Below are 13,750 nucleotides of genomic sequence, written 5' to 3'. Positions count from 1 at the left end.
CGCACTCACCTGGCCACGTATCCGCCGTCGACCGGAATCGCGGTCCCGGTGACGAAGGAGGACTCGTCGCTGGCGAGAAACAGTGCGGCCGAGGCCAATTCGACGGGCTTGCCCCATCGTTTCATCGGCTGCGGTGGCACCACGTCGGTCGGCGGCTCGCTGTCCTCGGGGGCGCCGGCCAAACCGGTCCAGGTCATTCCGGGGCAGATCGCGTTCACCCGGATGTTCTGCGTCGCATAGTCCAGCGCAGCGGATTTGGTGAGTTGCACGATCCCGCCCTTCGCGGCGGCGTAGGCCGCGATGCCCTTCCAGCCGACCAGCGCCGAGGCCGAGGCCGTGTTGATCACCGATCCGCCGCCCGAGGCCAGCATCGCCGGGATCGCGTACTTCATGCCGAGGAACGCGCCCTTGAGATTGACCGCGACGACGGTGTCGAACGAGTCCTCGTCCAATTCCGCGAGCGGCCCCCGCTTGCCACTCATTCCGGCGTTGTTGAACAGGATGTCCAGGCGCCCGAACGAATTCACCGCGGCGGCGATCATCTGTTGCACGTCAACGGATTTCGCGACGTCGACCTGGACCGCGACCGCGGCCTCGCCGATATCGGCGGCGGTCTTGTCCTGTCTGCCGCTGATATCCGCGCAGACCACCTTCGCCCCCTCGCGGGCGAACAGCAGCGCACTGGCCCGGCCGATGCCCGACCCCGCTCCGGTGATCACCGCGACCTTTCCGGCCAGGCGTCCGCCATCGTTCGAATCGTTCATCGGGTGGCACCACTTTCGATCTGCGCGGGTGCGGCCTTGGCCAGGACGTTGTCGGCGAAGCGGAGATGACCGGCGACCCCGCCCAGTTGCGCCGCAGCGGCCGCCACGCACGCCCCGAGGGATATCACGGATGTTAATCGGTCGATCAGTATTCGGTTCCCCACAGAACCTTCGAACCCTTCGACGGAAACCACCGGATCGACCTCCATGGTGATGAAATACTGTGCACTCCAACATCTTTGGAGAGCATGCAAGCGATCCTGAGCCAGGCCTTCCGCAGGGCTGCGAGACGGGTCATTCAGATGACGCTTGCTCCACAAATGTTTAACACTTATCGTCGAATCATGTCAATCGTCAGCGATCGACCTGCACGCTTCACGCAAGATCTACCTGCACACTTACCCCAGATCGCCAGCAGATCAAGCGTGCAGGGTGCCAAGTTCTTAAACGATCGATTAGCATTCCCGGCCGGAGTCGCAGACGCTGCCGCCGGACAGCCGAGCGGTCACCGGTTGATAGATTCGGTCACGTGAGCGAGCCCGCGAATGAACCATCGGCACAGCGCGCGCCGCGCACAACGGCAGCGGGCGTCAGCGAGAGGCAGCCGTGAACGAGCCCGCGAGTGAAGCATCGACGCGGGGCACACCTCGCACAACGAGAGGCCGGTGCCGGCGAAGTGCAGTCGTCGGCGAGCTCGCGAGTGCAGCATCGCTCCCGCGCGCACCGCGCATATCGATGGCGCGCGCCGGCACTGTGGCCGTGCGCGTGGGCGAGCGGGACGTGGTGGCGGACCACCGTTGGGAGGAAGCCCTGTGAGTGCACCGCGCAAGCGTCGCCGCGGCGACGATACGGACACCCGCGATCAGCTGATCGAGGCGACTGCCGAACTCATGTTGGAGGAGGGTTACGCGGGGGCCACCACCCGGCGCGTCGCCGCGAAGATCGGGGTGAATCCCGCCCTGGTCTACTACTACTTCCCCTCCCTGGACGACCTGTTCCTGGCTGTCTTCCGCAAGGGCGCCGAGGCCAATCTGGAACGCCAGCGCAAGGCCCTGACCTCGAATAATCCGATGCGCGCGCTCTGGGAGACGGCCACCGACGCCCGCGGCACCGCACTGCTGATGGAATTCATGGCGCTGGCGAACCACCGCAAGGAGATCCGCGCCGAGATCGCCGCCTACGCCGAGCGGTATCGGGAAAGTCAGCTCACCGCGCTGACCGTCATCCTGAGCAGTCGCGGATTCGACGTCGAGGGGCTGTCGCCCGCGATGATGTCGGTGGTGATCAGCAGCCTGGGCGCGACCCTTGTCAACGAATCGAGCCTGGGCATCACCCTGGGCCACCGCGAACTGGCCGAATTCGCGGAGGACTTCGTGAGCCTGTTCGAGGGGAAGCCGTGGTCGCGGGAGATCCTCCCGTCCCGGCCGCGCGCGGACGAGGCCGAGGACGACTCCCGCCCGTAGCTCACGTCGGGTCGCTGTAATCCCTGTGATACCGGAGGCTGATCACGCTATCTGCCACCGTTTTTCGACCACCGGCATCACCGATCGTGCTTTGCCGGCGAGTTGCCCGATTGATGGCTCGGCGATCTGGGATCGGCAATTTCGGTGGTCCAGTGGTGCGGACCAGCTCAGGTCATCCAGCCTGGGAGGCCGCGCAACGCTTCCCCGGGCGTCCCGGTCTCTGAAGATGCTTCCCGTGTCCCCCGTAATTCGCACAACCGAACGTCGCCGCTCCGAGACTCCGGCCGGCGTGATGACCACCCTCGCGTCGCCGACCGTCGGCGATACCGCCGGTCTCTCGATGTGGCAGGTCGATATGACAGCAGGCGCCTCCGGCCCGCTGCACGTCTTCGACTCCGAGCAGATCTGGACAGTGCTCGACGGCGAACTGTCGGTACCGACGTGCGCATTCTCGTGTGCGGCCACGCAAACGCCATCGCCCAGGTCCCCGGGGAACCCGCACCACGAGGAACCCCTGCCTGGATCGCATGACCATCAGCCGATGGCGCTGCGATTCGTGATCGCCCGGTGACGACACTCGCGATCAGAACCCGATGGGTTTTGGATAACAGTCACAACCGTTTTCGCGATGCCGGATTCCGGTCGAGTGGACCACCGCGGATCGCACAAAAGCTACGGTAAGTGCATGTACGTTATGCCGCCGCAGCGGACCGAGGCGCGGCCGAATGGTGGCCGTGCGGGGTGGACACTGATCGGCCCCGGGCTCGCCGTGATCATCGGCCTGGCCATGCTGACCGCGATCTACCGAACCGACGGAAGGTCACTGATCCAGGCCGAATTCGGCATATCCAGACAAGCGCTGCTACTGACCTGCGTCGTCGCGTATGTGGTCGCGGGAATACTCGCCGTCGGACTCGGACTTCCACTCGGTGCACGATTCCCGACAGCTGTGACCCTGTCCGCGATCGGCGTCATGCTCGTCGGCACCGTGCTGACCGCGTTGGCCTCCGACGGCACCTTGCTGCTGGTGGGGCGCGTGCTGGGCGGGCTCGGCACTGGTGCGGCCGCCGGAGTGATCGTGGCGCTGGTGCTCCGGCTCAACGATCGGCGAGGTATCGCGGTCGCGACGGTGGCGGCGCTCGGCGTCCTGGCGGCGGTGGTCGCGCCCGTTATCGGTCAGCTGATGATGGACGCGATCAATTTCCACTTGGCCTACCTGGGAGCGGTGCCGTTCTTGCTCATCGCGGTGATCGTCACCGCCGTGAGCGGAACCGCCTCAACCAAACGCCCCGCCCACCCGAATCCCTACGGCACCCCGTACCCACCGCAGGGACCTGCTCAATACCCGAACCCGGCCCCCTACGGCACACCATATCCGCCGCAAGGGCCTGCCCAACAACCGAACCCGGCCCCCTACGGCACACCATATCCGCCGCAGGAGCCTCCCCGCTGAGCCCGGATCTACCGATGCTGGTTGGTAATTCCGATCGTGACTCGACGCGCGCGAGAGAGCTGAGGCTTCAGAACCGTAAGTCGTTGCGCTACTTCAGGATATGCTGAATTCGCCCTCCTGCAGTCCGGCGGTGAACGTGCTCCACTCGTCAGCAGTGAAGATAAGCGCAGGGCCGGTGGGATTCTTCGAGTCTCGCACCCCTACGTGTCCGGCCTTCAGCCAAGCGACTTCCACGCAATCCGTCTTCGCCCCGGACTGCGATGATTTGAACCAGCGTGCACTGGAGAGGTCGATGGTCACTGGTCGTATCTCCTTGCTATCTTTCTGAGACGATCTCGGGATTCTTGTGCCCCCAGCGCAGAGCGTTGGAGGGTTTCGTGGACGGTACGGAAGTCTTCACTTGGTCATCCCCTTCGAAAAACGGGTGGTATCCAACCTGTCCGGCCGAGGCTTGATCCTTATCCGAAGTTATGACAAGCGTTGCAGCATAACGACTTTGGGTCGCACTACCCTGGCTTCCTGCCCACTGGCGCACGGAAGGCTGAGCACGGATGCCTGAGCATGCGTATGATTCACTGCCGCAACGTATTTCAGGGGCGCACTGGCGGTGGGCATCGCCCGGTACCCGCACCGATCTGCCGGAGGTCGACGAGCCGACGCCCGAGTTGATGCGTCGTGTGCTGTGCGCGCTCGTCGCATGGCCGACGGGCGGGTGATGGGCGTGGAAGCTTCTCCACCGCAAGATCATTCGTCACGGGCATCGATGTCCATCGAGCTTGCGCACTGGATCATGCAGCGGCACTTGGACTGCCCGATCTCGGTGTGCCACTCAAACTGTCTTCCGACGACATCGATCGCATCATCACGACGCCACAGGCGGCACGCGTGCGCTGCTATCCGACAGCGGGCAAGGATCACTACCAGAGAGATCGAGCGGTCGGTGACCGGATGAGAAAGGTCTTCCCGACCGCGACAGCATCCGCGCCGGCGTGCAACGCTTTCGAGTGTCGAGCTGTCGCGGAACTGGCGAGGCGCGGCGCGGAGCAGTTCCTCATCGTCGGTCCCGGCTACGAACCGCAGGCTCACATCATCATCGATTCGATACGCCCGACGGCCCGCATCATCTACGCGGACAACGATCCGATCGTGGTCGCCCATGGCACCGCACTGCATTCCCAGCACAGCGACCAAGGCCAGAGGCTCTGGCTCTCATGCGATCCGACCGGCGATCTCCTGGACCGAGTCGAGACGGCAGCCGTGATCGACCTACGTCGGCCGGTGGTTGTTTCACTGGTCGGCACGACAGAGTACTCGAGGGCGAATATTCCTGCAGTGCAGCTGATTCGGGATCTGACCGCCGCCTTGGCACCGGGCTCGGCCCTGGTGTTGTGCCAGACGGTGGTTGACTTCGCGCCGAAAGTCTTGGCTGACGTTCGACACGTCTACGAGTCCTCGAACATCGCATACACTCCCCGGCCCCTGGCCGAGTTCGAAAGCTTTTTCACCGGATTGGAAGTACTCGATCCGGGGATCGTCCCGCCGCAAGAATGGCACCCGGACGGAACGATCCGCATCGCGCGCCGCTACGACGAGGTGTGCTGTATGGCCGGAATCGGCATAAAGCGACAGCTGGACGGTCGGACATAACCGGAACTATTACGCGGGGCCTGACTGGGCGCGCTAATATTCGGTGGATCGTGGACATGGATAGCCAGTAGCGAGGGGAGACGGACATAGGCGATTTTCGGGCGGAAAGGGAGGCCGAGCTTGCTCAGTTCGCACATGATCAGGAAAACCCGAAGTGGTTGGAGTGGGTGAACCCCGATCTGATGGACGCTCAGATCTCCGAGTTCCTCACCGAGACGATTGTGGACATACCGGACGATCCCTGGTCCGCCTCCGCGCTGGACCGCGTAGAGCGTGAAATAATCGACCGCTTCGGCACGGTGTCGGATGTCGCCGCACCCGCGAACCACGAGATTGCAGATCAGATCACGCGCTTCCTCGGTGAGGTGTTCCGGCGGAAGTTCGAAGGCCGATGGCTGAATGTTCCCGGCATGGGCGGCAAACGCTATCCGGACTTCGGGCCGGTCATCGGACACGAGTGGATTGACATCCACCTGGACGTAGCCAATCTGGTAACCGCTGCCGTGGACCGGCAATGGGGCGACTATCTGTCCGAAATATTCACCCGCAATGCCCACGGTTATGCAGAGTGGGTGAAAGCAGGTCGGCCGCCGATGGCCGAGTGGGTCGAAAACTGAACTCTGGCATTCGCAAACGATGGGGGGACGTTGGAATTCGAGTGGAACGACCGAATCGAGGAAGACTACCGCCGATACGCTGTCCGAAACAACGAGCTTCGGCGGGTATACGAATACAAGGCGGGCAGAGTAGACAAAGAGGGATCCCTGGCGCAGTTGGCAAGAGACGACCGATACATGTACCGCGGTGGCTCTGTCGACTGGACAGTCGTTGCGGGCGCGCGGATCGACAAAGAGGTGCAGGACAAAATCAGGGAGTTGCAGGAGAAATATCCTCGGCAATTCACGGTTCAGGAAGTCTCGCGCGAACAGCTTCGGCAGGCGTTGACCGTTGCCAAGCATCTGGAGAAGAGGAAAGCGCGGGAGGCGAAGGAGCAGGCGCGGCTGGAGCGGGCCCGGGATGAGCGTGTGCGGCGGGAAGTGCGGGCGACGGAGAACGAGACGCGGAAGAAGGACATTGCTCGGGTCGTCTCGGAGAATGTGCGGGCGATCGAGCAGGCTCGGGCGGAGGGGAAGGTGTTCGCGGCGCGGGAGCTGTCCGAGGCACACCGGTCGGCGATTCGGTCCATGCGGAAGGTGCGCAGGTACGAGAAGGTTCAGGGGCGGGAGACGGTGGCGAGTCTCGGGCTGACCGGGGAGCGGGCGCGGGTGATGGAGGACATGTTGACCCAGGGGCGAGAGCGTCAGCGGGCGAAGGTCGTCCGGGGAATCGAGGCGATCGGCCGGGAGAGTCGTGATCGCCAGGCGGCGGAGCGGACGGCGATGAGGGAGGCCGAGCGGCTGGCGAGGCAGCGGGAGGTGGATGCGCGGCGTCGGGAGTTGGTGCGGCAGGGGGTGATTCGCGCGGATCTCGCGAACGTTCTGGATGTCATCGACAAGGCTCAGGCCCGTGTGGGTGATCAGGTGCCGCCCGGGTTGGAGAACATCCGCCAGTTGCGAGGCGGCCGGGAGAGAACATAACTCTCCGATTCGAATACCTAGCTTCTTCTCGGTGGTAACTTAGTTACTCGACGGGGAGAGTGAAGGATGGCTCCCTGGAGAGGCCGAGGAGCTTCGCGTGAGTCCTGCAGATCCGGTCTATTGGGATCCCTTCGATCGGGACATCGCCGGCGACCCGTATCCGGTGTACGAGCGGCTGCGGGCCGAGGCGCCGCTCTACTACAACGATCGGCACGACTTCTACGCGCTGAGCAAGCACGACGACATCGATCGGGCGCTGCTGGACTGGCAGACGTTCTCCTCCTCGCGCGGGCCGATTCTGGAGATCATCAAGGCCGGTATCGAGATTCCGCCGGGGACGTTGCTGATGGAGGACCCGCCGGCGCACGATATTCACCGGTCGCTGCTGGTGCGCGTGTTCACGCCGCGTCGGGTGCTGTCGCTCGAGCCCAAGATCCGCCAGATGTGCACCCGCTCGCTGGAACGCCTGGCGGGACAGGACCACTTCGACCTCATGACCGAGTTCGCGAACGAGGTGCCGATGCGGGTGATCGGCATGTTGCTCGGGATTCCCGAGGCCGATCAGCAGGCCGTCCGCGATCGCGCGGACGCGAACCTGCGCACCGAGCCCGGACAGCAGATGCAGGTGTCCGACAAGGCGATTCCGCATGCGGACCACTTCGCGGAGTACATCGACTGGCGCGCGGACCACCCGTCCGACGATCTGATGACGGAGTTGCTGCACGCCGAATTCGAAGACACCGCAGGGGTGCGGCGCACCCTCACCCGCCAGGAGATCCTGACCTACATCTCCGTTGTGGCCGGTGCGGGCAACGAGACCACCGCCCGGCTGATCGGCTGGCTGGGTTCACTGCTGGCCCGTTACCCGGATCAGCGCGCCGAACTCGTCGCCGATCCCCGCCTGATCCCGAACGCCATCGAAGAGACCCTGCGCCTCGAACCCACCGGCCACGCGATCGCCCGCTACGTCACCACCGACGTCGAAATACGCGGCGCCACAGTGCCCGCGGGCAGCGCCATCATGCTGCTGGTCGCCTCCGCCAACCGCGACGAGGACCGCTGGTCCGATCCCGACCGCTTCGACATCCACCGCAAGATGACCAACCTGCGCACCTTCGGTTTCGGCACACATTTCTGCCTCGGCGCGGCCCTGGCCCGCCTGGAAGCGAAGATCGCCCTCGAGGAACTCCTCACCCACTTCCCGACCTGGGACGTCGACCCCACCGCCCTGACCCTCTCCCCAACCTCCACAGTCCGAGGCTGGGAATCCCTCCCCCTGACCGTCCCCTGAATCCCCTTACCCCACAACACTTGTCAATCACACCATCGCCCCTGCAACAGCGACGAGCGGTTCAGAAGCGAAGTTCAGGCACGGCATCCAGATCAATGCCGTGCCGGGCATCGACCTTGATCGTGTTCTCGCCGGTGAGATCCGATTCGGTGTAGCCGAGAAGTTCGGCGACCCGGATGACGTCCTGCCACGGGTTTCCGCATGCGTCGCGGATGCATGCGGAAAACCTCTGTGCGAGTCAGTGATCGGCGTCGGTGAAGCGGATGACGCCGCGAATGTTCTTGCCGTCGAGCATGTCCTGGTAGCCGTCGTTGATCTGGTCCAGGCGGTACTGACGGGTGACCATGTCGTCCAGGTTCAGCTTGCCCGCCTTGTACATCGACAGCAGCTGTGGGATGTCGTAGTGCGGGTTGCCGCCGCCGAAGATGGTGCCCTGCAACCGCTTCTGCAGCAGCGACAGCATGGCCAGGTTCAGCGTGGCCTCGTTCTCGACGAGATTGCCCATCGCGGTGACCACGCAGGTGCCCGCCTTGGCGGTGATGCCGAGCCAGGTGTCGATGTCACGGCCGTGCGCCTCCCCGACGGTGACGACGACCTTCTTGGCCATACCGCCCGCGGTGATCTCCGCGCACGCGGCCGTGGCCTCCTCGATGGTGGCGTAGGCGTGCGTCGCGCCGAACTTCAACGCCTGCTCGCGTTTCCACTCGATCGGGTCGACGGCGAAGATGTAGCGCGCCCCGCAGTGCACCGCGCCCTGCAACGCCGCGATGCCCAGACCGCCGATACCGATGACCGCGACGTCCTCGCCGGGGCGGATGTCGGCGGCACGGGTGGCCGAACCGTATCCGGTGGTGACGCCGCAGCCGACCAGGCAGGCGACCTCGAACGGCACCGTCGGATCGATCTTGACCACCGAACTCTGATGCACCACCGCGTACGGGGCGAAGGTCCCCAGCAGGGTCATCGGGAAGACGTCCTTACCCCGCGCGGTGACCCGATGCGAGCCGTCGCTGACCGAGGTGCCCGCCAGCAGCAGCGCGCCCAGATCGCACAGGTTGCGCAGACCGGCCTGGCACGACGGGCATTTCCCGCAGGAAGGGATGAACGACAGCACGACGTGGTCGCCGACCGCGAGATCCTCTACCTCCGGCCCGACCTCGACGATCACGCCCGCGCCCTCGTGCCCGCCCAGCACCGGGAAACCCGCCATCGGAATGCCGCCGGTGACCAGATGGTGGTCGGAGTGGCACATCCCGGCCGCCTCCATCCGCACCTTGACCTCGCGGCGGCGCGGCTCGCCGATCTCGATCTCCTCGATCGACCAGGGCTGGTTGAATTCCCAGAGGAGGGCGCCTTGTGTCTTCATCGTCACACTGCTTTCACGATCGGGATCGCCGCGGGGCTGGTGCGCGACGATCGGAACGAACTCGGATCGAGGGTCCAGGGCCCGCGCAGACCGCGCGATGCAACGCCCGCGTCCCATCCGGCGCGCCATGGAGACCTCTGCATGATACAGGTGTTTAGACAGTCGTCCAGCACTTTGCGAGGTCGAGTCCCGCTGACCGGACAGCGCACCGATCGTCGCTGGTCACCACGGGGTCAAGACGAGTTTGCCTCGGACGCGGCCGGATTCGCTGAGCCGATGGGCACGGGCCGCTTCGCCGAGGCCGAGCGTGCGCTGGATGTGGACCCGGATTCGACCGGCCGTGACGAGTGCACCGATCGTTGCCAGATCGCCGGATGAGGGTGCGCCGGTGATCGAGCAGGCCCGCGGGTCGTGCTCGGCATCGGACCGTTGCACGGTGAGGTAGCGGCCGTCCGGTCGCAGAACTCGCAGCGAACGACTCCCGTAGTCACCTCCGACGAGATCCACGACCACATCGATGTCGGCCGATCGATCGGTGAAATCCGTTGTACTGTAATCGATCACCTCATCGGTGCCGAGTTCGCGGAGGAATTCGTTGTTGACCGCCCGCGCCGTGCCGATCACTTGCGCGCCCAGATGCCGCGCGAACTGGACGGCCAGATGCCCGACTCCCCCGGCGGCGGCATGAATCAGCACTCGACGCCCCGGCAGATCCGCGTGGCCGAGCGCCTGCCACGCGGTCAGACCGGCCGTGGCCAGCGCGGCGGCCGTGCGGTGGTCGAGCCCCGCCGGACGCGGCGCGAGAGTGTCGGCGCGGGCCAGCACATATTCGCTGTAGGTACCGGTGCGGCTGTGCACCATGCCGAAAACCTCATCACCCACAGCGAATTCGGTGACGTCCGGCCCGAGGTCGACCACCGTGCCGGAGACGTCGAACCCCAGCGTGAACGGCGGCGTCCCGAGAAAGTTCACATACCCGGAGCGGAGTTTGCAGTCGACGGGATTCACCGAGGTGGCTCCCAGACGGATCGACACCTGACCGGGCCCCGGCGTCGGTCGCGGGACCTCGACGGTGTGCAGCACCTCCGGCTCACCCAGGCGCAGCTGGCTGACCGCCCTCACGATGCGCCCTTCCTCGGTTCGACCCGGTCCAGATATTTCTCGACCAGCGCGATCATCTCGCCATGTCCGGTGACGGTGCCGAAGGACTCCTCCAGCTGGATCATCCGGGGAATCGCGGACATCAGGAACACCACGGCGGCAGCGGGAATCCCGTTGTCGCCCAGCCTGTATCGCTCCAATACCGGTTCCAGCGCGACTACCAGCGCTCGCCGCAGACGCTCACCACCGCGACCGATGACCGGTCCGATCGACTTGCGATGATTGGCCAGCGCCATGAATTCCAGCAGCAGCGCCGCGCCGTCCTTGTCGTTGGCGTACTCCCACACCGCACGCAACGGCTGCTCGGCGGCGGCCGCATGCGCGAGCCGCTCGACCAGATCGTCGGTGCCCGATTCGAGGATCGCCACGAAAAGCTCGTCCACCGTCGGGAAGTAGTACTGGACCAACCCCGGCGTCACCCCGCACCGAGCCGCGACGCCGCGATAGGTGACCGCGGCATATCCCTGCGTCAGCATCAGCTCACCGGCCGCCCGCAGGATGTCGACCCGGGTGCCCGAACGGCGAATACCCACTCCCCGTTGCGCCCGCATGCAGCCTCTCCTTTTGAGAATCCAACTCTTCTATAGTTTATATTAGATTCTTATACATCTGTACAACAAGGAGGGCCCGATGCCTGCCGCCATTCGTCCCGGAAAGCCGTTCGGAGTCGAGACAACGGGAGCGACCGGCGCGAATGCGGCCGATCCCGTTGCGGCACAACGGCGTCGAGCGCTACTGGACGAACACCCTCGATCCGTCGAAGACCGATGCCGCGCTCGCCTCGTAAGAACGCGCGCTGCTGACGCGACTGCTGGAGTGGGCGACGCAACCGCGGTTCAGCTATCGGCATCAATGGCGGCGCGGGGATCTGGTGATCTGGGACAACACCGGAATGCTGGATCGTGCGGTCGAATTCGAGCCGACTGCACGGCGGCTCATGCATCGCACGACGCCCACCGGCGTCGAGGCGGTGGCCTGAGATGAGCACCGAATCCGAAGCGGCCGAGCTGAATCGGCGGCTGCGCTACCTCGAGGACCGCGCGGAGATCCTCGACTGCATCTCCCGGCACGCGCGTGGTTGCGACCGGCACGACGCCGAGCTGATCGGCAGCGCCTACCATCCCGACGCCGTCGACCGGCACGGCAATGCGACCAATACCGGTGCGGACTACGCGAACTGGGCCAACGCCACCCACGCGGCGACCTCGCAGGTGCATACGCACAACATCACCACGCACACCTGCGAGATCGATGGCGATCTCGCGCACTGCGAGAGCTATTCGATCGTGGTGCTGCTGGGCGCCGACGGCCGCACCGTCCAGATCCTCAGCGGACGGTACATCGATCGCCTCGAACGCCGAGAAGGACACTGGCGCATAGCGTTACGCCACTCCACCGTGGAGGTGAGCTGCACCGCCGACGCGCGAGTCCTGCGATCTCCGTTCTTCACCGACCAGGGTTATCCGAAGGGCACCCGCGATACCGACGATCTGTCCTACCGGCGTCCGCTGCTACCGGACTCCCCGGTCACGGCCCGTTGGGGCGGGTCCGCGTAATCCGGGGCGACACGAAGTTCGGTCGCGGCGTACCTCACGATGCGTCGGACAGGTGCACCGAGTGGGCGACGGCGGTGACGTGCAGGCCGTCGGCGGCGGGCTGGATCGCCGTGAGCTGCGCGCCCAGCGGGAGCTTCTGCAGGGGCACGGTGAAGGTGAGCGTCTGCCGCAGCAGGGACAGCGACAGGCTCGGACCACCGACGGCGGCCTGAACGGAGATCGGGGTGACCGATATGCCGTTCTCGGTCGGCGAGACGGTGACCACGACGGTGCCCGGGACCGAAATGCCCTCCACCTTGAACGTCCCGCTGACGTGCATGCCGTCCGTGCCGTAGGAGATCGACTTCACGCCGGACGGGGCGAACCGCTGCACCGTGTCGTAGGGCACCCGGGCCGTCGCGGTCGCCGAATCCGCGACAAGATTCGAGGTATTGCGATTCAGCAGATCGCTCAGCGGCGCGGCGACATCGGTCAGTGTGACGTCCAGGTCGTGGACGGAGATCTTCTCCCCGGTCCAGTCCCCGGCGCGGACCTCGATGTCGTGATACTTCCCGGCCACGGCCTGGGTCAGGAACGGAAAGCCGCCGATGCTGACAATCGGTCGACTCGCCATGTCGTACTCGGCGGCGATCTTGTCACCGATCTCGTTCTGTGCCAGCACGACCGCCGCTCGATCCCCGACGACCAGCGCGATCACCACCACGACCAGGAATATCAGGAATCCACGCATACACCCACCAGTTCAGACATCCCCCCATCATGCTGGTGATCGCGTCCCGGCGCAGCGCTGCCTCGGCTGCGCCGTCGAAAGTCCGGAACAGGTGCCGACGACAGACCTGACGAGCCGGTGATCACAATGGACCCGAACGACAGGAGTATCGAACATGCCCGCGAACCCCCTCGGCGTCGCTCTGCGCAACCGGCGTGCCGGTCACCACACCCTGATATGGGCCCACCCCGACCTGCAGGCCCCGGAGAACTTCACGCTGACCAGCCCCGCCTTCGAGCACGAAGCGCCCATGCCGGAGAAATATCGCGGCCGGGTGTTCGGCGCGAACATCTCCCCCGCCCTGTCCTGGACCGAACCCCCGTCCGGCACCGTCGAACTCGCCCTCGTCGTGCAGGATCCCGATGTGCCCCTGGGAAAACCGGCGACCCACGCCCTGGCCCTGGGCATCGATCCCGCGCTGGCGGGCCTGCCGGACAACGCCCTCGCCGCACCCGGCCCGGTCCCCGGGATCCGGCACGGCAGAGGCGGTCTGGGCCGACGCGGCTGGACGGGCCCGATGCCGATCCGCTCACACGGCCCGCACTCCTACGTCTTCCAACTGTTCGCCCTCGACCGAATCCCGGATGTCCCGGCGGGTTTCACCCTCGACCAGACGATCACCGCCATCACCGGCCACGTCATCGGCCGCGCCCGCCTGGACGGCACCTACGAAAACCCTTGAGCCGGGGTCGAACCGGAGTCG

The 13,750-nt window shown here is 65.3% G+C and carries 15 protein-coding genes and 1 pseudogene; 10 read left to right on the top strand and 6 right to left on the bottom strand.

The window, feature by feature from the left end; genetic code table 11:
* Positions 1 to 5: 5 nt before the first annotated feature.
* Positions 6 to 764, bottom strand: coding sequence for an SDR family NAD(P)-dependent oxidoreductase (locus ON40_RS47255; protein WP_040832562.1), 759 nt, complete (start codon positions 762 to 764; stop codon positions 6 to 8).
* Between the two features lie 812 nt (positions 765 to 1,576).
* On the opposite strand from ON40_RS47255, the gene ON40_RS47250 reads away from it, so the two are divergent.
* The 3 genes from ON40_RS47250 (at position 1,577) to ON40_RS47240 (ending at position 3,680) form a co-directional block, all read left to right on the top strand.
* Positions 1,577 to 2,227 (top strand): TetR/AcrR family transcriptional regulator, encoded by a 651-nt coding sequence (locus ON40_RS47250; RefSeq protein WP_040832560.1) that lies wholly within the window; start codon positions 1,577 to 1,579, stop codon positions 2,225 to 2,227.
* Between the two features lie 235 nt (positions 2,228 to 2,462).
* The gene (locus ON40_RS49075; protein WP_157186849.1) at positions 2,463 to 2,798 is read left to right on the top strand and encodes a hypothetical protein; all 336 of its coding nucleotides are present in this window, start codon (positions 2,463 to 2,465) and stop codon (positions 2,796 to 2,798) included.
* A 114-nt stretch (positions 2,799 to 2,912) separates the two neighbouring features.
* A complete protein-coding gene (locus ON40_RS47240; RefSeq protein WP_083896470.1) occupies positions 2,913 to 3,680 on the top strand; it encodes an MFS transporter in 768 nt (255 codons plus the stop codon).
* A 93-nt stretch (positions 3,681 to 3,773) separates the two neighbouring features.
* Here the strand turns inward: ON40_RS47240 and ON40_RS47235 are convergent, their stop codons facing one another.
* On the bottom strand, positions 3,774 to 3,980 hold the full coding sequence (locus ON40_RS47235) for a DUF397 domain-containing protein (protein WP_040832558.1): 207 nt from the start codon (positions 3,978 to 3,980) through the stop codon (positions 3,774 to 3,776).
* A 375-nt stretch (positions 3,981 to 4,355) separates the two neighbouring features.
* Here ON40_RS47235 and ON40_RS47230 point away from each other — a divergent pair, with 375 nt between their 5' ends.
* From ON40_RS47230 to ON40_RS47215, 4 genes are all read left to right on the top strand, one after another.
* Complete coding sequence (locus ON40_RS47230; RefSeq protein WP_083896469.1) at positions 4,356 to 5,327, top strand: SAM-dependent methyltransferase; 972 nt, start codon at positions 4,356 to 4,358, stop codon at positions 5,325 to 5,327.
* A 167-nt stretch (positions 5,328 to 5,494) separates the two neighbouring features.
* Complete coding sequence (locus ON40_RS47225) at positions 5,495 to 5,944, top strand: hypothetical protein (RefSeq protein ID WP_040832556.1); 450 nt, start codon at positions 5,495 to 5,497, stop codon at positions 5,942 to 5,944.
* 156 nt (positions 5,945 to 6,100) lie between these two features.
* Complete coding sequence (locus tag ON40_RS47220) at positions 6,101 to 6,904, top strand: hypothetical protein (protein ID WP_157186847.1); 804 nt, start codon at positions 6,101 to 6,103, stop codon at positions 6,902 to 6,904.
* Between the two features lie 97 nt (positions 6,905 to 7,001).
* Complete coding sequence (locus ON40_RS47215; RefSeq protein WP_040832554.1) at positions 7,002 to 8,195, top strand: cytochrome P450; 1,194 nt, start codon at positions 7,002 to 7,004, stop codon at positions 8,193 to 8,195.
* 238 nt (positions 8,196 to 8,433) lie between these two features.
* Here the strand turns inward: ON40_RS47215 and ON40_RS47210 are convergent, their stop codons facing one another.
* The 3 genes from ON40_RS47210 to ON40_RS47200 all read right to left on the bottom strand — a co-directional run bounded on the left by ON40_RS47210 (position 8,434) and on the right by ON40_RS47200 (position 11,273).
* A complete protein-coding gene (locus ON40_RS47210; protein WP_040832692.1) occupies positions 8,434 to 9,561 on the bottom strand; it encodes an NDMA-dependent alcohol dehydrogenase in 1,128 nt (375 codons plus the stop codon).
* A gap of 222 nt (positions 9,562 to 9,783) precedes the next feature.
* The gene (locus ON40_RS47205; RefSeq protein WP_040832553.1) at positions 9,784 to 10,683 is read right to left on the bottom strand and encodes an NADP-dependent oxidoreductase; all 900 of its coding nucleotides are present in this window, start codon (positions 10,681 to 10,683) and stop codon (positions 9,784 to 9,786) included.
* A complete protein-coding gene (locus ON40_RS47200; protein ID WP_040832552.1) occupies positions 10,680 to 11,273 on the bottom strand; it encodes a TetR/AcrR family transcriptional regulator in 594 nt (197 codons plus the stop codon). Before ON40_RS47200 ends, ON40_RS47205 begins: the two co-directional genes overlap by 4 nt.
* Positions 11,274 to 11,512: 239 nt before the next feature.
* Between ON40_RS47200 and ON40_RS51040 the strand changes: the two are divergent.
* Both ON40_RS51040 and ON40_RS47195 read left to right on the top strand, forming a co-directional pair.
* Positions 11,513 to 11,701: pseudogene (locus tag ON40_RS51040) on the top strand (TauD/TfdA dioxygenase family protein); the annotation flags it as partial.
* A 1-nt stretch (position 11,702) separates the two neighbouring features.
* Positions 11,703 to 12,278, top strand: a complete 576-nt coding sequence (locus ON40_RS47195; RefSeq protein ID WP_040832551.1) for a nuclear transport factor 2 family protein — start codon at positions 11,703 to 11,705, stop codon at positions 12,276 to 12,278.
* A 34-nt stretch (positions 12,279 to 12,312) separates the two neighbouring features.
* Here ON40_RS47195 and ON40_RS47190 read toward each other — a convergent pair whose 3' ends face one another.
* Positions 12,313 to 13,008 carry an LmeA family phospholipid-binding protein gene (locus ON40_RS47190; protein WP_040832550.1) on the bottom strand — a complete coding sequence of 232 codons (696 nt, stop codon included), beginning with the start codon at positions 13,006 to 13,008 and terminating at the stop codon, positions 12,313 to 12,315.
* Between the two features lie 154 nt (positions 13,009 to 13,162).
* On the opposite strand from ON40_RS47190, the gene ON40_RS47185 reads away from it, so the two are divergent.
* A complete protein-coding gene (locus tag ON40_RS47185; RefSeq protein WP_040832549.1) occupies positions 13,163 to 13,729 on the top strand; it encodes a YbhB/YbcL family Raf kinase inhibitor-like protein in 567 nt (188 codons plus the stop codon).
* Positions 13,730 to 13,750: the final 21 nt, after the last annotated feature.

The organism is Nocardia jiangxiensis NBRC 101359, assembly GCF_000308615.1.
Lineage (GTDB): Bacteria > Actinomycetota > Actinomycetes > Mycobacteriales > Mycobacteriaceae > Nocardia > Nocardia jiangxiensis.
The sequence above is the reverse complement of the archived record's forward strand: the minus strand, read 5'-3'. Positions and strand labels throughout refer to the sequence as shown.

Bases quoted from the DNA above. Each gene is read 5' to 3' on its own strand.
- ON40_RS47190 (WP_040832550.1), bottom strand. From the start codon at position 13,008: ATGCGTGGATTCCTGATATTCCTGGTCGTGGTGGTGATCGCGCTGGTC.
- ON40_RS47255 (WP_040832562.1), bottom strand. From the start codon at position 764: ATGAACGATTCGAACGATGGCGGACGCCTGGCCGGAAAGGTCGCGGTG.
- ON40_RS47185 (WP_040832549.1), top strand. From the start codon at position 13,163: ATGCCCGCGAACCCCCTCGGCGTCGCTCTGCGCAACCGGCGTGCCGGT.
- ON40_RS47200 (WP_040832552.1), bottom strand. From the start codon at position 11,273: ATGCGGGCGCAACGGGGAGTGGGTATTCGCCGTTCGGGCACCCGGGTC.
- ON40_RS47240 (WP_083896470.1), top strand. From the start codon at position 2,913: ATGTACGTTATGCCGCCGCAGCGGACCGAGGCGCGGCCGAATGGTGGC.
- ON40_RS47210 (WP_040832692.1), bottom strand. From the start codon at position 9,561: ATGAAGACACAAGGCGCCCTCCTCTGGGAATTCAACCAGCCCTGGTCG.
- ON40_RS47195 (WP_040832551.1), top strand. From the start codon at position 11,703: ATGAGCACCGAATCCGAAGCGGCCGAGCTGAATCGGCGGCTGCGCTAC.